21 protein-coding genes are annotated in these 18,841 nt (G+C 66.5%); 17 read left to right on the forward strand and 4 right to left on the reverse strand.

The annotated features are described in order from the left end of the window. Nucleotide 1: 1 nt before the first annotated feature. Both fliM and FRZ44_RS17680 read right to left on the reverse strand, forming a co-directional pair. Entirely contained in the window at nt 2-1,084 is a 1,083-nt protein-coding gene (gene fliM / locus FRZ44_RS17675) for a flagellar motor switch protein FliM (protein ID WP_151178430.1), read from the reverse strand. 13 nt (nt 1,085-1,097) lie between these two features. Beyond that, nucleotides 1,098-1,640, reverse strand: a complete 543-nt coding sequence (locus FRZ44_RS17680) for a flagellar basal body-associated FliL family protein (RefSeq protein ID WP_151178431.1) — start codon at nt 1,638-1,640, stop codon at nt 1,098-1,100. Between the two features lie 267 nt (nt 1,641-1,907). On the opposite strand from FRZ44_RS17680, the gene flgF reads away from it, so the two are divergent. From flgF to flgH, 4 genes are all read left to right on the forward strand, one after another. After that, complete coding sequence (flgF, locus tag FRZ44_RS17685; RefSeq protein ID WP_151178432.1) at nt 1,908-2,648, forward strand: flagellar basal-body rod protein FlgF; 741 nt, start codon at nt 1,908-1,910, stop codon at nt 2,646-2,648. Nucleotides 2,649-2,675: 27 nt separating this feature from the next. Continuing rightward, on the forward strand, nt 2,676-3,461 hold the full coding sequence (gene flgG / locus FRZ44_RS17690) for a flagellar basal-body rod protein FlgG (protein WP_151178433.1): 786 nt from the start codon (nt 2,676-2,678) through the stop codon (nt 3,459-3,461). 14 nt (nt 3,462-3,475) lie between these two features. After that, nucleotides 3,476-4,462 (forward strand): flagellar basal body P-ring formation chaperone FlgA, encoded by a 987-nt coding sequence (gene flgA, locus FRZ44_RS17695; protein ID WP_151178434.1) that lies wholly within the window; start codon nt 3,476-3,478, stop codon nt 4,460-4,462. A gap of 68 nt (nt 4,463-4,530) precedes the next feature. Then, the gene (gene flgH / locus FRZ44_RS17700) at nt 4,531-5,286 is read left to right on the forward strand and encodes a flagellar basal body L-ring protein FlgH (RefSeq protein WP_151178435.1); all 756 of its coding nucleotides are present in this window, start codon (nt 4,531-4,533) and stop codon (nt 5,284-5,286) included. A gap of 345 nt (nt 5,287-5,631) precedes the next feature. Here flgH and dksA read toward each other — a convergent pair whose 3' ends face one another. Next, complete coding sequence (gene dksA / locus FRZ44_RS17705) at nt 5,632-6,048, reverse strand: RNA polymerase-binding protein DksA (RefSeq protein ID WP_151180344.1); 417 nt, start codon at nt 6,046-6,048, stop codon at nt 5,632-5,634. A 189-nt stretch (nt 6,049-6,237) separates the two neighbouring features. Beyond that, nucleotides 6,238-6,663: a flagellar assembly protein FliX gene (locus tag FRZ44_RS17710; RefSeq protein WP_151178436.1), complete on the reverse strand. Its 426-nt coding sequence runs from the start codon at nt 6,661-6,663 to the stop codon at nt 6,238-6,240. A gap of 306 nt (nt 6,664-6,969) precedes the next feature. Between FRZ44_RS17710 and FRZ44_RS17715 the strand changes: the two genes are divergently transcribed. The 13 genes from FRZ44_RS17715 to FRZ44_RS17775 all read left to right on the forward strand — a co-directional run bounded on the left by FRZ44_RS17715 (nt 6,970) and on the right by FRZ44_RS17775 (nt 18,717). Then, nucleotides 6,970-8,067, forward strand: coding sequence for a flagellar basal body P-ring protein FlgI (locus FRZ44_RS17715; RefSeq protein ID WP_225308316.1), 1,098 nt, complete (start codon nt 6,970-6,972; stop codon nt 8,065-8,067). Beyond that, the gene (locus FRZ44_RS17720; RefSeq protein ID WP_151178437.1) at nt 8,067-8,387 is read left to right on the forward strand and encodes a rod-binding protein; all 321 of its coding nucleotides are present in this window, start codon (nt 8,067-8,069) and stop codon (nt 8,385-8,387) included. The genes FRZ44_RS17715 and FRZ44_RS17720 overlap by 1 nt, the downstream gene beginning before the upstream one ends. Continuing rightward, nucleotides 8,384-8,830: a flagellar export chaperone FlgN gene (locus FRZ44_RS17725; protein ID WP_151178438.1), complete on the forward strand. Its 447-nt coding sequence runs from the start codon at nt 8,384-8,386 to the stop codon at nt 8,828-8,830. The genes FRZ44_RS17720 and FRZ44_RS17725 overlap by 4 nt, the downstream gene beginning before the upstream one ends. 13 nt (nt 8,831-8,843) lie before the next feature. After that, entirely contained in the window at nt 8,844-10,601 is a 1,758-nt protein-coding gene (flgK, locus tag FRZ44_RS17730) for a flagellar hook-associated protein FlgK (protein WP_151178439.1), read from the forward strand. A gap of 20 nt (nt 10,602-10,621) precedes the next feature. Next, nucleotides 10,622-11,596: a flagellin gene (locus FRZ44_RS17735; RefSeq protein ID WP_151178440.1), complete on the forward strand. Its 975-nt coding sequence runs from the start codon at nt 10,622-10,624 to the stop codon at nt 11,594-11,596. A gap of 50 nt (nt 11,597-11,646) precedes the next feature. Beyond that, complete coding sequence (gene fliW, locus FRZ44_RS17740) at nt 11,647-12,153, forward strand: flagellar assembly protein FliW (protein WP_151178441.1); 507 nt, start codon at nt 11,647-11,649, stop codon at nt 12,151-12,153. 62 nt (nt 12,154-12,215) lie between these two features. After that, on the forward strand, nt 12,216-13,118 hold the full coding sequence (gene rfbF, locus FRZ44_RS17745) for a glucose-1-phosphate cytidylyltransferase (RefSeq protein WP_225308317.1): 903 nt from the start codon (nt 12,216-12,218) through the stop codon (nt 13,116-13,118). Beyond that, nucleotides 13,091-14,170: a CDP-glucose 4,6-dehydratase gene (rfbG, locus tag FRZ44_RS17750; RefSeq protein WP_151178442.1), complete on the forward strand. Its 1,080-nt coding sequence runs from the start codon at nt 13,091-13,093 to the stop codon at nt 14,168-14,170. The genes rfbF and rfbG overlap by 28 nt, the downstream gene beginning before the upstream one ends. Next, nucleotides 14,160-15,443, forward strand: a complete 1,284-nt coding sequence (locus FRZ44_RS17755) for a class I SAM-dependent methyltransferase (RefSeq protein WP_225308318.1) — start codon at nt 14,160-14,162, stop codon at nt 15,441-15,443. Before rfbG ends, FRZ44_RS17755 begins: the two co-directional genes overlap by 11 nt. Further along, the gene (gene rfbC, locus FRZ44_RS17760; protein WP_151178443.1) at nt 15,440-15,997 is read left to right on the forward strand and encodes a dTDP-4-dehydrorhamnose 3,5-epimerase; all 558 of its coding nucleotides are present in this window, start codon (nt 15,440-15,442) and stop codon (nt 15,995-15,997) included. Before FRZ44_RS17755 ends, rfbC begins: the two co-directional genes overlap by 4 nt. After that, nucleotides 15,985-16,803 carry an NAD-dependent epimerase/dehydratase family protein gene (locus tag FRZ44_RS17765; protein ID WP_191908158.1) on the forward strand — a complete coding sequence of 273 codons (819 nt, stop codon included), beginning with the start codon at nt 15,985-15,987 and terminating at the stop codon, nt 16,801-16,803. Before rfbC ends, FRZ44_RS17765 begins: the two co-directional genes overlap by 13 nt. Nucleotides 16,804-16,809: 6 nt before the next feature. Beyond that, on the forward strand, nt 16,810-17,454 hold the full coding sequence (locus FRZ44_RS17770; RefSeq protein WP_225308319.1) for an LbetaH domain-containing protein: 645 nt from the start codon (nt 16,810-16,812) through the stop codon (nt 17,452-17,454). 111 nt (nt 17,455-17,565) lie between these two features. Next, on the forward strand, nt 17,566-18,717 hold the full coding sequence (locus tag FRZ44_RS17775; protein WP_225308320.1) for an aromatic ring-hydroxylating oxygenase subunit alpha: 1,152 nt from the start codon (nt 17,566-17,568) through the stop codon (nt 18,715-18,717). The last annotated feature ends 124 nt before the right edge of the window (nt 18,718-18,841 follow it).

An 18,841-nucleotide genomic window follows, 5' to 3' on the forward strand; every position in this document is an offset into this window, starting at 1 on the left:
CCTACCGGTTCCGGTCCTGGATGCGGACCGCGATCAGATTGCCCTTGCGGCCCATCTGGCCGCGGAACATGGGAACATCGCCGCAGCGCATATGGATGAGCGAGCTGGGCTGGGTGTTGAGCTCCACGCGCGTGCCGACCTTCCAGTTCATCACGTCGCCGAGCTGCATGGTGAGTTCGTCGAGCACGGCGTCCACCTTGATCTCGGTGTTCCAGAGCTCGGTCGTCAAATGGCCTTCCCAGATCGAATCGCGGCCGAACTTCTCGCCCATGAACATCTGCAGCAGGAGCTCGCGCACCGGCTCCAGCGTGGCATAGGGCAGGATCAGCTCGAGGCGGCCGCCGCGGTCTTCCATGTCGACGCGCAGGCGCGCCAGGATCGCCGCATTGGCGCCGCGCGCGATCGTCGCGAAGCGGGGATTGGTCTCGAGCCGATCGAAGCGGAAATTGACCTTGGAGAGCGGCTCGAAGGTGGTCGAGAGGTCGGCCAGCACGAGCGTGATCATGCGCTCGACCAGGTTGCGCTCGATCGTGGTGTAGGGACGTCCCTCGATCCGCATCGCGGCCGTGCCGCGCCGGCCGCCGAGCAGCACGTCGACGATCGAATAGGTCAGCGAGCTGTCGACCGTCAGCAGGCCGTAATTGTCCCATTCCTCGGCCTTGAACACGCCCATCATCGCGGGCAGCGGGATCGAGTTGAGATAGTCGCCGAAGCGGATCGAGCTGATGCTGTCGAGCGAGACCTCGACATTGTCCGAGGTGAAATTGCGCAGGCTCGTCGACATCATGCGCACGAGGCGGTCGAACACCACCTCGAGCATCGGCAGGCGCTCGTAGGAGACCATCGAGCTGTTGACGATCGCCTGGATGCCGGATTCGGCCGCGGCACCGCCGCCGCCGCCGCTGATGCCCAGCAGGCTGTCGATCTCGTTCTGGTCGAGGACGCGGGCGGAACGGGTGGTGGCGCCGGGAGCTTCGGGCTCCTCCTCCGCCATGTTCTCCCACGCGGCCGCAGCCGCCTTCTCTTCCTCGGAAAGCTCTTCGTCGCCCGCGGGGGCGTCCGTATTTTCGTTGGGTTCGGCCATGTTTCCCGCGGTCTTACTGGACCAGCATTTCCTTGAACAACACGTCGCGCACTTCGGTCGGTTTGGCCGCGTCGGCGACGCGTGTTAGCAGTTCCTGGCGCAGGCGGAGAATGCCCGCGGAGCCCTGCAGGTCTTCGACCCGCAGCGCGCGCAGATAGACCTGGAAGCTGTCGACGACGCGCGGCAGCACCGCGTCGACCTGCTTCGAGGCTTCCTCGTCCTTCAGCTCGAGGCTGACCTTGAGCTTCAGGTAGCTCGGCTTCTTGCCGGTGGTGACGAGGTTCACCAGCATCTCCGGCATCTCGTAATAGACGGAGGGGCCGGTCTCGGCCGGCGCTTCGGCATGCGCCGCCTCTTCGGTCTTGGCGCCGCCCAGCAATCCCATGAAGAAGGCCGCGGCACCGCCGCCGCCCAGCAGAAGCACCGGGAGGACGACGAACAGGACCAGTTTCTTGCCGCTGAACTTCTTCTTTTTCGGCGCTTCCGCACCGGCGGCCGCGTCCTGCGCTTCTTCGGCCTCGGGGGTTTTCCCCTTGGGTTGTGGAGCCTTGGCCATTCGGTGAACCCGCCGTGAACTCGTTGACCGGGTCACCCTAGGCAGACGCGGTTAACATAGGGCTAAGGCGGAGCATCCTTGCCCTGCCCGATCGGCAGAATTTTCCTGTTCTCATCCCCAAGGAGTGCCGTCAATCCGGCGTTCACTCCGGTAAATGCGCCGAAAACGCGACTGGCACGATGGCTGCATGGTCCTTCGCGCCAGTGGCCCCCGTTCCGCTTTCGGTCGGGGGGCGCGGGCGGAAGGTTTCATACCACCGGACGGTCGATGGAAAACGCCGGCTACATCGCGCTCTCGCGCCAGATGTCCCTGACCCGAGAGATGGACGTGATCGCGAACAACCTCGCGAACGTGACCACGCCTGCCTTCAAGGGGCAGACGGTCCGTTTTCAGGAATATCTCGATCGCGCCAAGGACGGGACCAAGCTCTCCTACGTGCAGGACGCGGCGATGCCGCGCGACTGGAGCGAAGGCCCGCTGACCTCGACCGGCAATCCGCTCGATATTGCCATCCATGGCGACGGCTTCTTCGTGGTGAGCACGCCCAACGGCACGCGCTATACCCGCAAGGGCCATTTCGAGATGGACGCGAACCGGCAGCTGGTCTCGGCCGACGGCGCGCCCATCCAGGGCGACGGCGGGCCGATCAGCGTGCCCCAGGATGCCATCGACGTGACCGTGGCCGAGGACGGCACCGTCTCGGTCAAGCAGCCGGGCTCGCCCCAGACGACGACCATCGGCAAGCTTCGCGTGGTCAATTTCGCCGATCCCCAGACGCTCCAGGAAGAAGCCGCCGGCCTCTACAAGGCCGCACCCCAGGTGACGCCGACGCCGGTCGCCAACGCGCATCTGGTCCAGGGCGCGCTCGAGCAGTCGAACGTCCAGCCGATCGTCGAGCTGACCCACATGATGTCGGTCAGCCGCAACTACGAAGCCGCCCAGCAACTCGTGCAGTCCGAGCATGATCGCATCCGCAAGGCGATCACCGGAATTGTCGGCGGGGCGTAACCGGATTACGGATGAGGAAGTAGCATCATGCGCTCATTGAGTATCGCCGCGACGGGTATGCTGGCTCAGCAGCTCAATGTCGACGTGATCTCCAACAATATCGCCAACTTGAGCACGACCGGCTTCAAGCGCCGCCGGGCCGAGTTCGCGGATCTGCTCTATCAGAACTATCGTCGCGTCGGCTCGCAGTCCTCCGACAGCGGCACGATCGTGCCCTCGGGCGTCCAGATCGGCGTCGGCGTGAAGCCGACCGCGGTCTATCGCATCACCGAGCAGGGCAACATGCAGGTGACCGACAACCCGCTCGACCTCGCCATTTCCGGCAAGGGCTATTTCCAGGTCGAGCTGCCCAACGGCGACACCGCCTACACCCGCGCCGGCGCGCTGCAGCGCAGCTCCGACGGCACCATCGTGACCCCCGACGGCTACACCGTGCTGCCCGGCATCACCATCCCCGACGATGCGGTGGCGATCACGGTCGATTCCAGCGGCGAGGTGTTCGCCACGCTGGACGGGCAGGTGGCGCCGCAGAATCTGGGTCAGCTCGAGCTGGCGACCTTCCCCAACGAGGCCGGCCTCGAGGCCATCGGCGACAACCTGTTCCTGGAAACGCAGGCCTCGGGCGGGCCGATCACGGCCACGCCCGGCACCGAAGGCTTCGGCACGATCCAGCAGGGCTTCCTCGAGACCTCGAACGTGAACGTGGTCTCCGAGATCACCGACCTGATCACGGCGCAGCGCGCCTACGAGATGAACTCGAAAGTGATCCAGGCCTCCGACCAGATGATGGGCACTCTCACCCAGCTGCGCTAAGGGGCGCTCTCGCCATGATCGCCAACCGCTTGCGGTCCATTTTCCTGATGCTGGCGCTGCTGATCGGCACGACCGGGCCGGCCTGGGCCGACGACGCCGTCGCTGCGCCGCAGACCGCCTCCGCCGGCCTGTCGCTGCGCAACGAGGTCGAGGTCGACGACCATCTGATCCGCCTGCGCGACCTTTTCACCGGCGCCGTCACCGATCCGAACCGGCCCGTGGCCGAGGCCCCAGCCCCCGGCGAAAGCGTCACCCTGGATGCCAACTGGCTGGCGGCGATGGCGCGCCAGGTGGCGCTGCCCTGGCAGCCGGAGACGCGGTTCGACCAGGTGCGCGTGACCCGCAGCGGCATCGCGATCGAGCCCGGCACCGTCAAGGTCGCCCTGCTCCAGGCGCTCAATGCCCGCGGCCTCAGCGGCGATTTCGACATCGCCTTCGACGGCGAGGGTCCGCGCCTGATGCTGCCGACGAACGCCGAGCCCACGGTCGCGGTCCAGACCATGACCTACGATCCCTCGAGCGGCCGTTTCGCCGCCGCGATTGCCGCCCCGGCCTTCGGCCCGGCGGAGGCGACGGCCACCATCACCGGCCGCGCCTACAGCATGATCGACGTGCCGGTCCTCAACCGGCGCATCTCGCCCGGCGACACCATCACCGAGGCCGACGTCGCCTGGATCACCATGCCGGCCGACCGGGTCGGGCTGGGCGTGATCACCGAGCTCGCCGACCTCACCGGAAAGACGCCACGCCGTCCGATCAAGGCGCAGCAGCCGGTCCGCTCGGGCGACCTGATCCAGGCCATCGCCATCACCAAGGGCAGCCTGATCACCGTCGCCCTGGAACAGGGCAACATGACGCTCACCATCCAGGGCAAGGCGCTGCAGAACGGTGCCATCGGCGAGTCCATCCGGGTCGTCAACACCCAGAGCAACCGCACCCTCGACGCCATCGTCGTCAGTTCCTCGCGCGTGAGCGTGACGTCGCCGACCTCGACCGAATGACCGCCCGAACCCGCGCCGATCGCAAACTCCTGCCGGCTGGTTTCGGCGCCTTGATTGGAGACTGACCCATGTTTCGTCCTCGGACTCTCGTTTCCCTGCTCTGCCTCGGCCTCGCCATGGGCTCGCTGCCCGGCTGCCGTACGCTGGAGCGGCTCGCGGATGTCGGCGACACCCCCCAGGTCGCCCCGATCCAGAACCCCACGCAAGCCGCGGGCTATCAGCCCGTGAGCCTGCCGATGCCGGCCCCCGGGGTCGACGAGCGCCAGGCCAACTCGCTGTGGCGCCCGGGCAGCCGCGCCTTCTTCAAGGATCAGCGTGCCAGCCGGGTCGGCGACATCCTGACGGTGCTGGTCGAGATCAAGGACAACGCGAAGCTCAACAACACGACCGACTTCAGCAAGGATGCCAACGAATCGGCGGGCCTGTCGAACTTCCTGGGTCTGGAATCCAAGCTCAACATGATCTTCCCGGACGCGATCGACCCGACCCAGCTCGTCAACGGCGCCAGCAAGAGCGCGCATGTCGGCGACGGCCAGATCAACCGGACCGAGGACATCACGCTGAAGGTCGCGGCGGTCATCACCCAGGTGCTGCCCAACGGCAACATGGTGCTGACGGGAACCCAGCAGGTGAAGGTCAATGCCGAGGTGCGCGAGCTGCAGGTGGCCGGCATCATCCGGCCGGAGGACATCACCGCGATCAACACCATCGGCTACGAGAAGATCGCGGAGGCGCGGATCTCCTATGGCGGACGCGGCATCATCAGCGACCAGCAGCAGCCGCGCTACGGCCAGGAGATCTACGACATCCTGTTCCCGTTCTAGAGCCAGATGTTGGAGGACAGGATTCACGGACCCGCCGCGCGAGAAGCGGGTCCGACCTTGAGCCAAATGTTGGAGGGCAAGATTCACGGACCCGCGGCGCGAGAAGCGGGTCCGACCTTGAGCCAAATGTTGGAGGGCAAGATTCACGGACCCGCGGCGCGAGAAGCGGGTCCGACCTTGCCCTCGGGTTCATGTAGAACCGGCGGATACCGCAGGCGGCCAGCAGGTATGCGTGCGCCTCGGACCGCAAATGCAACGGGCCACCCTCGCGGGTGGCCCGTTGTCACATTCGCATTCCGCACCCAGGCCCGGCAGGTCGCGATGACCCCGCCGGGCGTCGGGCCCTCAGTCGTCCCGGTGCGTGCGCTCCATGCGTTCGTGGCGCTCCTGCGCCTCGATCGACAGGGTCGCGATCGGACGGGCCTCCAGCCGGCGCAGGCTGATGGGCTCGTTGGTCTCCTCGCAGAAGCCGTAACTGCCGTCCTCGATGCGCCGCAGCGCCTCGTCGATCTTGGCAATCAGCTTGCGCTCGCGGTCGCGCGTCCGCAGTTCCAGCGAACGATCGGTCTCGAGCGAGGCACGGTCGGCCATGTCGGGCTCGGCCAGGCTCTCTTCCTGGAGGTGTTGAAGGGTTTCGGTCGACTCCTGAAGCAGCTCCGCGCGCCAGCCCAGAAGCTTCTGGCGGAAATATTCGAGCTGCATCGGATTCATGAACGGTTCTTTCTCGGTAGGCCGGTAGTCCGGCGGCAGCAGGGGCCGCATCGGCATCACTCGTTCGTTCATCGAAGGGCTCTTCTCATTCATGCGCATGCGCGCTCCCCGGAGGTTGGTCCAGCGGCATCGACGGCCACGACCGTGAAGCGGTGGGGAGTATATGAATTTCGACGCCCCAAGCAAGCCCCAGGCGGCGGGATGCGACTCCGTAGACCATTGAGAATTAAGAAGATTTTTTTACGGCTTGGCGCTCTGTTCAAGCTTGGCCAGCTCGACGGCGGCCCGGAGCTCGATCTCGTCCAGGAGTCCGGCGAGTCGCGGATCCCCCGCCCCGTCGCGCCGGTCCCGGACCAGCTTGCCCAATTCGGCGATGGTTTCGCTCGAAACCACCCCGTCCAGGAGCCCGACCCGGATCGCCTCCAGCCGGTCCAGCATCGCGTTGCCGCGCTCGCGGGCCTTGCGGTTCCGCTCGGTGGCGTCGGCCACTTCCTGCAGGGCCAGCATGGCATCGGCCCCGTTGAGGGGCGCCGCCCCGGTCACCGTCTTGGGTGCCGCCGGTTCCGACAGCAGCTCGGCAAAGCCGACGCCCGAACGCGCCGCAGCACCGCCGCGCAGGCGCGACGCCGAGGCCGACCGGACCGGAGCACCGGTGTCGATCTTCATGTCGTGAGGCCCTGCGGCTTCCGGGAGCGTTGCCTTGAATCCATGGGCAAACGCTACCGGCAGCTCGGTAAACAAGCCTTTAAGCCCGGCATCTCCTGCCGGCCGTCGCGGCAGAATTTGCCGGGGCCAGGGCTCGCCGGAACGGCCGGAAACCGCCGAAACCGGCGGCCGGCGGGCCTGACAGGCAGTTGGCACGGCTCGCGCTAGAGTTTCGGCGCTATGATGGGACCCATTACCTGCTCGATCTCCGCCCCGCCTGCCGCGCGCCGCTTCTTCGAGCGCCGCCGCCGTGGGATGCCCCTGCTCATGGCTGGCCTGATGCTGGTGGCGGTCCTGCTGCTGCCCGTCTCGGCCTTTGCCACCTCCCGGATCAAGGACATCGCCGATTTCGAGGGGGTTCGCGACAACCAGCTGGTCGGCTACGGCCTGGTGGTCGGCCTCAACGGGACCGGCGACGACCTCAAGAAGTCGGTGTTCACGCGCGAAAGCCTGATCGGCATGCTCGAGCGCCTCGGCGTCAATGCGCGCGACACCAAGCTCGATACCAAGAATGTGGCCGCCGTCATGGTCACCGCCGCCCTGCCGCCCTTCGGCCGCCAGGGCACCCGGATCGACATCCAGATCGCGGCCCTGGGCGACGCCAACAGCCTCCAGGGCGGCACGCTCCTGGTGACGCCGCTGCTCGGCGCCGACAGCGAGGTCTATGCCGTGGCTCAGGGGCCGGTCGCCATCGGCGGCTACACCGCCAGCGGCGACGCCAGCACCGTCACCAAGGGCGTTCCCACCAGCGGCCGGATCGCCAATGGCGCGATCATCGAGCGCGAGGTCGGGTTCGCCATGAACAGCATGCAGAACGTGAAGATCACGCTGCGCAACCCCGACCTGACGACCGCCCAGCGCGTCGCCGACGCCATCAACGGCTATCTCAGCCTCGACGCCGCGCGGCCGCTCGACCCCACCACGGTCCAGGTGACGATCCCGCCGACCTTCAACGGCGACACGGTCGCCCTGCTCACCAAGATCGAGCAGCTCCCGGTCGAGCCGGACGAGGTCGCCAAGGTCGTGATCGACGAGAACAACGGCGTCATCGTGATGGGTGCGAATGTGCGCATCAGCACCGTCGCCATCGCCCAGGGCAACCTGACGATCCGCGTCACCGAGACGCCGCAGGTCTCGCAGCCCAATGCCTTCTCCAACACCGGCACCACCACCACGGTGCCCCGCACCAACATCCAGGTCGACGAGCAGAACGGCCAGAAGCTTGCCGTGGTGCCGGCCGGCGTGACGCTGCAGGAACTGGTGAACGGCCTCAACGCGCTGGGCATCGGCCCGCGCGACATGATCTCGATCCTGCAGTCGATCAAGGCCGCGGGCGCCCTCCAGGCCGATATCGAGGTGCGGTAATGACCAGCCTCGCCGCCACCGCCTCGGACTACGCCCAGCTGGCCGCACCGCGCGCGCCCAGCATGGCCAAGACCGCGGACGCCGCCAAGGCGCGCGCGGCGGCCGAGAATTTCGAGGCCTTCTATCTCTCGCAGACCTTCGAGCAGATGTTCCAGGACGTCGAACCGGACTCCATGTTCGGCGGCGGCCAGGGCGAGAAGGTGTTCCGTTCGATGCTGTTCCAGGAATACGGCAAGCAGACCGCCAAGACCGGCGGCATCGGCATCGCCGACATGGTGCAGAAAGAGATCCTGCGGATGCAGGAGGCCCAGAAGCCATGAAGATCAACGACCGCCTCGATGCGTTGCTGCTGCTGACGCAGAAGCTCGCCGACTGCCTCGAGCGCGAGACGGTGCTGCTGAGCCAGCGCCAGGTCGCGGCCCTGGCCGAGCTCCAGCGCGAGAAGAGCCGCCTCACCCTGGCCTATGAGACCGAGATGAAGCAGCTCAAGGAAAACCAGGTCACGCTGGGCAAGATCGAGCCTGCGCGGCTGCAGGGCCTGACGGCGGCGGCCCAGCATCTCCAGCTCTGCGTCGCCAGGAACGAGCGCGCGCTGCGCGCCGCCAAGGCGGTCAACGAGCGCATCCTGACCGCCATGGTCGACGCGATCGAGACCGGCCGCGGCAAGCCCGTGGGCTATACCGGCCGCGGCGCCAAGCCGCCGGCGGCGCCGTACCGCCGCGCCGGCACGGTCTCGGCCGTGACCATCGATCAGCGGCTCTGAGGGAGACAGCATCATGTCCCTCACCAGCTCGCTCTATACCGCGCTGACCGGCCTGCAGACGAACCAGTCTGCGATGCGGGTGCTGTCGAACAACATCACCAACGCCAACACGCCGGGCTATACGCGCAAGATCGCCGAGCTGCAGAGCCGGGTGATCGCGGGTACGGGTGCCGGCGTGCAGATGGGCTCGATCGACCGCTATGTCGATCAGGCGCTCCAGGTCCAGCTGCGCAACACCACCTCCGATTTCAACGGCCTCGACGTCCGCCAGCAGTTCTATCAGCGGATGCAGGACATGTTCGGCTCGCCCGATTCGAACAGCTCGCTGGCCGCGATGATGTCGGATTTCTCGACCTCGATGACGGCGCTGACGACCAACCCGGAAAGCGTGTCGCTGCGCCTCGACGTGGTGACCAACGCCCAGCGCACCGCGCAGAACCTGAACTCGATGTCGGCCAACACGCAGCAGCTGCGCCAGGAGGCCGACTCGCAGATCTCCGATGCGGTCGGCATCGTCAACACGCAGCTGCAGACGATCGACAAGCTCAACGAGCAGATCGTGGCGGCCAAGTTGCGCGGCATCGAGACCGGCGATCTGGAAGATCAGCGCGACCTCGCGGTGTCCAAGATCTCCGAGCAGATGGATGTCTCGACCTATACCCGCGACAACGGTGAGATGGTGATCTTCACCAAGGCCGGGCGGACCCTGCTGGACGGCAATCCCTCGCTGCTCGTTCACACGCCGGCCTCTTCGCTGCAGGCGGCCGTGACCTATCCCGGCGGCATCGACGGGATCACGGTCAACGGTGCCGACATCACCGACGAGATCGGCTCCGGCAAGATCGCGGCCCTGGTCGATCTGCGCGACACGACGTTGCCGAACATGACGGCCGAGATCAACCAGCTCGCGACCGGTCTCCGCGACGAGGTCAACAAGATCCACAACCAGGGCACCGGCCTCCCGGCGCCCACGACCTTGACCAGCAGCCGGCCCCAGACCGGCAACGCCGCCTCGCTCACCGGCACGGTCACGGTGACCTTGCTCAATCCGGACGGTACCGCCGCCTTCTCCGGCGCCCTGCCGGCGCCCGGCACGCTCGATGCCGCCGGCTTCGCGGCCGCCTTCAATACCGTGCTGTCGGGCTTCGGCGTCGGCGCCTCGGCCAGCAACAATGCCGGCACCGTGATGCTCAATGGCGGCACCTATGGCGTCGCCATCACCGGCGGCACGGTCGATCCCGGCGGCGGGGCCGCGACGACCAACCTCTCGGATTACCTGCACCTCAACGATTTCTTCGTCGGCACCGACCCCACCGGCGTCGATCTCGCGGCCGTGATCAAGGTGCGCGACGACATCCAGACCAACCCCAGCCTGCTGTCGCGCGGCGCCCTGCAGCAGGACGCCGCGCTCAACTGGTATGTCGGCGCCGGCGATTCCAGCGTGGTCACCGCGCTCGCCGCCAAGCTCACCACCGGCACCGCCTTCGCCGCCACCGGCAATCTGCCGGCCGCGTCCACCAGCTTCGCCGACTATGCCGCCAATATCCTGTCGCAGAATGCCAGCGCGGCGGCGCAGGTCGACAACGACCATTCCTTCACCGAGTCCCTGAAGTCGCAGATCGAGAGCCGCTTCGGCTCCGAGAGCGGGGTCAACACCGACGAGGAACTGTCGAACATGATCGTGCTGCAGAACGCTTATGCGGCATCGGGCCGGATCATGACGACGGTGTCGCAGATGTTCGACGTCCTGATCAACCTCGGAAACGGCTGAGGACGGGGAGTAGACAAATCATGACACGCGTCTCCAATTACGCCCTCAACAACTTCCTGCAGTCCCAGACCCTGGGCGTGCAGCAGCGGCTGGCCGACCTGCAGATCCAGGCCTCGAGCGGGCAGAAGGCGCAGACCTACTCCGGCATCGCCGCCGACGCGCATCAGCTCATCAGCCTGCAGGTCGCGCAGGACCAGACGGCGCAGTACGTCAAGACGAACGCCAGCATCGACAGCCGCCTGACCACCATGGAGTCGAGCGTCTCGGACATCTTCAAGGCCGCCACCAATTTCCGCACGCTGCTGCTGAACGCCGAAAACAACAACAACGCCGGCGACCTGTCGATCGACACCGAGGCGGCGAATTTCCGCCAGCAGGTCGCCAACCTGCTCAATGTGCAGGTCGATGGCCGTTATCTCTTCGCCGGCTCGCGCACCGACGTGAAGCCGGTCGACCTCAATGGCTGGAGCACGCCGCCGACCCTGACGCCGCCTCTGACGTTGCCGCTGCCGACCTACACGGCGGAGTACTACAAGGGCGATTCCCAGGTGATGTCGGCCGACATCGACACCAGCCTGAATATCAAATACGGCGTGACCGCCGACAATCCCGCCTTCGAATATCTGCTGCGCGCGGCCAACTACATCCAGACCGCCGGCCCGACGCCCAGCCAGGACGAGATGGAGACGGCGCTGTCGCTCATCAACACGGCGCTGGGCACCGAATCCGGCAACGCCGCCCGCGGCACCCTGCCCCTGACGCAGGACATCGCCGATATCCAGGCGCAGATCGGCACCTCGCGCAGCAGCATCGACCAGGCGAACAGCCGCCATAGCGACTTCCAGATCTATCTCACGCAGGGCATCGCCGACGTCAAGACCGTCGACGTCGCCCAGACCTTGACCCAGGTCAGCAGCTACACGACGCAGCTGCAGGCCTCCTACATGACGCTCTCGCAGATCTCGCAGCTCAGCCTGCTGAACTATCTGAAATAGCATCCGCATCAAGAATCAGACTTGGCCCGATAGACGAAGGAGACCCCGCCATGACCGCCCCCGAAGCCGCTCTCGCCACCGACGCGACGAACCCCGCAGCGATCGCCGGCGATTTCACCGTCGCGACCCGCTTCGGCCCGATCGCCGGGCGCTGGGAAGACGTGATCGAGATGCCGCAGGGCCCGCTCGGCTTCACGCAGCATCGGCGCTTTGCCCTGCTGACGGTTCCGAACCCCAAGCTCACCCAGTTCCGCCTGATGCAGAGCCTGGAGGACGCGGACCTGTCCTTCATCGTCATGCCCTGCCCCACCGACGGCGGGCCGGTGCTGAAGGCCGACCTGGCCGACGCCTGCACCGCGATCGCGATCCCGCTGGACGACTTGCAGCTGATGCTGATCGTGACCGTGCGCACGGTCGGCGACCTGGTCGAGCTCTCGGCCAATCTGCGGGCCCCGGTGCTGATGGACACGCGCCGGCACGTCGCGCGCCAGGTGGTGCTGTCCAACCCGACCTACCCCGTCCGCCAGGCCATCGGCTCGGCCCAGGCCGCCGCGTAAGCGGCCGGGAGTCCGGTCAGAAACGCTTAAGGTTAAGGCGATTTTAAGGGAGGGCGTGGACCATGGGCGCCAAGCCGACCGTGGAAGAGATGATGCGCGCCAGCGACCCTCCCGCCGAACCGATCGAACGGCTCGACCGCCCGACGAGCGGGGTCGCCGACATGACCGCCGTGATCCTGTGCGGGGGCCAGGGCACGCGCCTGCGCGAGGAAACCGAATTCAAGCCCAAGCCCATGGTCGAGATCGGAGGGCGGCCGATCCTCTGGCACATCATGAAGCTCTATCGCCATTTCGGCGTGCGTAACTTCGTGCTCTGCCTGGGTTATCGCGGCGACATGATCCGCGACTATTTCCTGAACTACCGGATGCGCAACAGCGATTTCGCGGTCGACCTCGGCAGCGGCGCGCTCGAGACGCTGACCGCCGGCGAGACCGAGGATTGGCGCGTGGTGCTGGCCGAGACGGGGGCCGAGACCCAGACTGCCCAGCGCCTGCGGCGCGCCCTCAAATTCGTGCGCGGCAACAGCTTCTTCGCGACCTATGGCGACGGCCTCGCCGATGTCGATCTGAACGCGCTCCTGGCCCATCACCGCCGGCAGCGCCGCGCGGCCAGCGTGACCGCGGTCCATCCCTCCTCCCGCTTCGGCGAGCTCGCCATCGGCGGCGGGCTCGTCAGGTCGTTCCAGGAGAAGCCGCAGGTCACCGAAGGCTGGATCAACGGCGGCTTCATGGTGTTCGAGAAGCGCGCCTTCGACAGCATCGGTCCCGACGACAATCTGCCGCTCGAGGCGGGCGTGCTCGAGATGCTGGCCCAGCGCCAGGAACTCGCCGTCTACCAGCATGGCGGCTTCTGGCAATGCATGGACACCTATCGCGAGATGTGTCTCCTCAACGAGATGTGGGCCAAGGGCAATGCGCCCTGGCAGGTCTGGCAGGAATGCAGCGGCAATCGGCTCAGCGCCTAGATCCCGACTTCTGGCGCAACCGGCGCGTTCTGGTCACCGGCCATACCGGCTTCACCGGCGGCTGGCTCAGCCTGTGGCTCGCCCATATGGGCGCCAAGGTCACCGGCTATGCGCTGACATCCCAGACACCGTCGCTGTTCGCCTCGCTCGAGCTCGAGCGCGACCTGATCTCCAACATTGCCGATCTCGGCGACCGCACCATGCTGGAGAGCGCCGTGCGTGTGGCGCGGCCCGAGATCGTGATCCATCTCGCGGCCCAGGCGCTTGTGCGCCAGGCCCACGCGACCCCGGTCGAGACCTTCGCCACCAACGTCATGGGCACGGTCAACCTGCTCGAGGCCCTGCGCGGAGTCGACAGCGTCCAGGCGGTCGTGGCGGTCACCTCCGACAAGGTCTATCTCAACCGCGGCCTCAAGCGCGGCTATCACGAGGACGATCCGCTCGGCGGGCGCGAGCCCTACAGCGCCAGCAAGGCCTGCGCCGAAATCGTCGTCGAGGCCTATCGCCATTCCTATTTCGGCACCAACGGCCCGGCGATCGCCACGGCGCGCGCGGGCAACATCGTCGGCGGCGGCGACTGGGCGCTGGACCGGCTGGTACCCGACGCCGTGCGCGCCTTCGAGGCCGGCAATGCGCTGCGGATCCGCAATCCCAACGCGACGCGCCCCTGGCAGCATGTGCTGGAGGCCGCCTGCGGCTACCTGACCCTGGCCGAGCGCCTGGTCGAGCAGCCCGAGGTAAATGCCGGCGGCTGGAATTTCGGGCCCAATCACGACGACAACAAGTCGGTCGCCTGGATCGCCGACCAGATGACGAAACTCTGGGGACATGGCGCCGCCTGGCATCTCGAGAACCGCCAGGACGCACCGTTCGAGGAGCAGCTGCTCGCGGTCAATGCCGACAAGGCGGCGAGCCAGCTCGGCTGGCGCACGCGCTGGAATGTCGAGGAAGCGCTGCAGCGCACCGTCCCCTGGTACCGCGCCCAACTCGGCGATCGCCCCATGCGACGCCTGTCACTCGACCAGATCGAGGAATATGCCGATGCTGCCTAGCTCGATGCGACTGAAGGCGAAGCGCGACCCGCGCTCTGCCCCGGAGAGCCTGCCCAGCTGCCGCTTCTGCGGCTCGCCGCTGGCCCATCTGTTCGTGGATCTGGGCGCCCAGCCGCCCTCGAACGCCTATCTCGACGCGGCGGCGCTGGGCCGCATGGAAGCGACCTTCCCGCTCAAGGCGCATGTCTGCGAGCGCTGCTTCCTGGTCCAGCTCGAGGCGTTCCAGACGCCCGACGAGATCTTCGGCCATTACGCCTATTTCTCCTCCTTCTCCCAGAGCTGGCTCGATCATGCCCGGCGTTATGCGACCCATGCGATCGAGCGCTTCAAGCTCGGGGCCGAGAGCCAGGTCGTCGAGATCGCCAGCAATGACGGCTATCTGCTGCAATATTTCCGTGGCGCCGGCATCCCGGTCCTGGGCGTGGAACCGGCGGAGAATGTCGCCGCCGTCGCGCGCGGCCGCGGGATCGCGACCGTCAGCCTGTTCTTCGGCCGCGAGACCGCGCGTCAGCTGGTGCGCGAGGGCCGTCAGGCCGACCTCCTGATCGGCAACAATGTCTTCGCGCATGTGCCCGATCTCAACGATTTCACGGCAGGCCTCGCGATCGCGCTCAAGCCGACCGGCACGCTCACCCTCGAATTCCCGCATCTGCTGCGGCTGATCGAGGATTGCCAGTTCGACACCATCTATCACGAGCACTTCTCCTATTTCTCGTTGACCACCGCCGAGAAGGTGCTGGCGGCGCACGACCTGACAGTGACCGACGTCGAGGAGCTGCCGACCCATGGCGGCTCGCTGCGGATCTATGCGCAGCATCGCGGCACGGCGCTCCCGAGCGCCGCCGTCGTCGCGTTGCGCCAGCGAGAGGCCAAGTCCGGCATCATCGACATCTCGGCCTATCGCGGCTTTGCCGAGCGCACCGCGAAGGTGAAGCGCGAGCTGCTGCGCTTCCTGATCGATGCCAAGGAATCGGGCAAGCATGTCGTCGGCTACGGCGCCGCGGCCAAGGGCAACACGCTCCTCAATTGCTGCGGCATCGGCGGCGATCTGCTCGACTATGTCGTCGATCTGAGCCCGCACAAGCAGGGCCGTTATCTGCCTGGCAGCCGGCTCCCGGTCCATGCGCCCGATATGCTGGCGCAGACCCGGCCCGACTATGTGCTGATCCTGCCCTGGAACCTGGCACCGGAGATCGAGCAGTCGATGGGTCATATCCGCGAATGGGGCGGGCGCTTCGTGACCGCGATTCCGCGTCTCGCCGTGCGGCCATGATCTTTCAGGAGATCGGCCTCGCCGGCGCCTATCTGATCGATCCGGAGCCCTACCGCGACGAGCGCGGGCTGTTCGCGCGCACCTGGTCGGTCAAGGAGTTCCGCGAGCGCGGGCTGGCGACCGAGTTCGACCACTGCGCCACCTCCTTCAACAAGCTGCCCGGCACCTTGCGCGGCCTGCATTACCAGGCCGACGAGGAGCCGGAGACCAAGCTCATCCGCTGCACTCGCGGCCGGATCTTCGACGTGATCGTCGATCTGCGGCGGAGCTCGCCGACCTACCGGCAATGGTTCGGGACCGAGCTCAACCAGGACAACCGCCGCCTGGTCTATGCGCCGGCCGGATTCGCCCATGGCTATCAGAGCCTCGGGCCCGATTCCGAAGTCTTCTACCAGATCGCCGCCAATTTCCGTCCCGACCTGCAGCGGGGCCTGCGCTGGGACGATCCCACCCTGGCGATCAAATGGCCGCAGGCCCGCGCGCGCATCATCTCGGCGCGCGATCTCGCGCTGCCCCATCTCGCCAGCATGCCCGAGGCGGTATGTACACCGTAGTCGGCCCCCACGGCTTCATCGGCTCGCATCTGACGCGTTACCTGACCCGGACGCGCAAGGTGGCCCCCTTCACGCCCGAGAAAGGCAGTCCTGCCCTGTTCTCGCGGCCGCTGGGCCATGTCTTCTATTGCGCGGGCCTCACCAACGACTTCCTGAAGCGGCCCCTCGATACCGTCGAAGCCCATGTCACGCTGTTCGCGCGGCTGCTCAAGGAGGCCGCCTTCGAGAGCATGACCTATCTCTCCTCGACCCGGCTCTATGACAGCGGCGGCCCGGTCGGGAACGAGGAGGACACGCTCGAGCTCAATCCCAACGAGCCGCGCCATCTCTACGATCTGAGCAAGGCGCTGGGCGAGAATCTCTGCCAGACCGCGGGGCGCAAGAATGTCCGCGCCGTGCGGCTTTCCTGCGTTTACGCCGAAGATCTCGAAGCCGACATCTTCCTGCATCGCGCGATCCTCGCCGCCCGGCAGGGCGGCCCGCTTGAAATGGATGTGAGCCCCGACGCGGCGCGCGACTATGTCCATATCGAGGATGTGCTGCCGCTGTTGCTCGCCATTGCCGAACGCGGCCGGCGGCCGCTCTATAATGTCGCCAGCGGCGCCAACGTCGCCAATGCGGACCTCTTCAAGCTGCTCTTCCGCCTGACCGGCTGGCAACTGGTCGCCACGCGGCTGTCTTCCGGCGAAGAGGCGCCGACAATCGACGTCTCGGCCATTGTCGAGGATTTCGACCTGCGCCCCAAATTCCTCCACGACCGGCTGCCCGCCATGATGCGCCAGAAGCCCACCCTTGGCGCGGCCTGAGGCGCCATGGAGCTCGCCGGCATCACGCGCGACGGGCTGGCCGACTATCTGGCCCGCCAGCTCGATCATTTCTTCCCGGACGGCGCCGAGACCCGCGCCGGCATCGCGCGCGACCTGGGCGAGGCGCTGGGCCGGCTCAACCGCTGTATCAACGCCGTGAAGATGTGGCCGCAGGATCGCTTCCACTATCTCCATTCCGAGCAGAACACGATCTTCCTGGCCTATCTCGCCAACACGGTCTGGCGCAACCGGCAGGACGCGACGCTCGCGACCAAGCTGTTCTATCTCAACAAGACGCTGAACGGCTTCCACTGCTTCTACGACACCGACCTGCCCGAACGCTTCTTCGTCGGCCATTCGCTGGGCATCGTGCTGGTGCGGCTCAAATACCCGGAATATTTCGCGATCTACCAGAACTGCACGGTCGGCAAGAACCATGGCGCGGCCCCCGTGCTCGAGGAGGGCATCGTGATGTATCCGGGCAGCGCCATCATCGGCGACTGCCATGTCGGCGCCCGCAGCTATATCGCGCAAGGCTGCTCCCTGATCGACGCCGACAGCCCCGGCAACTGCCTGGTCTTCAACGCCGACCGCAAGCCCGTCTTCAAGACCTCCAAGCAGGACATCCTGGCCGACCTGTTCCGGCTCTGAACTGGTGCCAGGCTGGCCTCCCTGGTGCCTCCCGGCACAACTGAGTGCCCTTTGTCCGCCCCGGCCGCCCCTCTAGACTTGGCGGGTCCAGCCTGCCGGGAGAGGTGACCCATGATCCCACGCGATAGCGCAGAGCCGGCGACGATGCCGGCCTCGCTGCAGCATTTCGACCGCGACCCGCTGCGCTCGCGCAGCATGCCGGGCCGCTACTACTATGACCCCGGCATCTGGGAGCGCGAGAAGCGGGCGATCTTCCACCGCACCTGGCAATATGTCGGCCACCGCTCGATGCTGCCCAACCCCGGCAGCTATATCGTGCGCGAGATCGCCGGCCAGAGCGTGCTGCTGCTCAAGGACCGCGAGGGCCAGATCCGGGCCTTCTTCAATGTCTGCCAGCATCGCGCCCATCGCCTGCTCGAAGGCGAGGGCCGGCTCAATGCCGCGGTCATCACCTGCCCCTATCATGCCTGGGCCTATGACCTCGCCGGCATGCTGCGCAATGCCCGCGGCAGCGAGAAGATGGCCGACTTCGACAAGACGCAATTCTCGCTGGAGCCGGTGCGGCTCGATTCCTTCCTGGGCTTCCTCTTCGTCAATCTCGACGGCCAGGCGGAGCCCTTCGCCAAGGTGGCGGGCGGGCTGGCGGCCGAGCTGGCCAGCTTCTCGCCCCAGGCCGCCGACCTCAAATGCGTCTATCGGCGCGACTATCCGCTGCAGGCCAATTGGAAGAACTCGGTCGAGAACTTCTCCGAATGCTTCCATTGCCCGATCTCGCACAAAACGCTGGTCGAGGGTGCGCTCGATTATCCCTCCTATCGCGTGACGACCCACGAGCATCACCACAGCCATCGCAGTCGCGACAAGGGTCCCAACCAGGGTTATGGCACCCGAACCGAGCAGGCGGCCAAGCAGAACGAGTTCGGCAGCTGGCTGCTCTGGCCCAACTGGTGCATCGAGGTCTATCCGGGCGGCAATCTGACGGTGTTCCATCACGTGCCCGTCGGTCCCGAGCAGACGATCCAGAAGGTCGAATGGTACTTCCCCAACGATCCGCCGACGCGCGAGGAGCAGGAAGTCATCGACTTCGTCCATGGCGTGCGGCTCGAGGACATCCCCATCTGCGAGAGCGTGCAGCAGGGCCAGCACAGCCTGGGATACCGCCAGGGCCGCTTCGTCGTCGACGCCGAACGCTCGGAGATCAGCGAGCATGCGGTGCACGACTTCCAAGTGAAGGTGCTGCGCGCGCTGGGGGATATCGGGTGACGCTCAGATTGTCATCCCCGCGAAAGCGGGGACCCATCTTGATCCAACGCGTTGAGTTGAGACATGGGCCCCCGCTTTCGCGGGGGTGACGATGGCGGTGCCTCTCCCCGCGACTGTGGCGCAG

Source organism: Hypericibacter terrae, from assembly GCF_008728855.1.
Taxonomy (GTDB): Bacteria; Pseudomonadota; Alphaproteobacteria; order Dongiales; family Dongiaceae; genus Hypericibacter; species Hypericibacter terrae.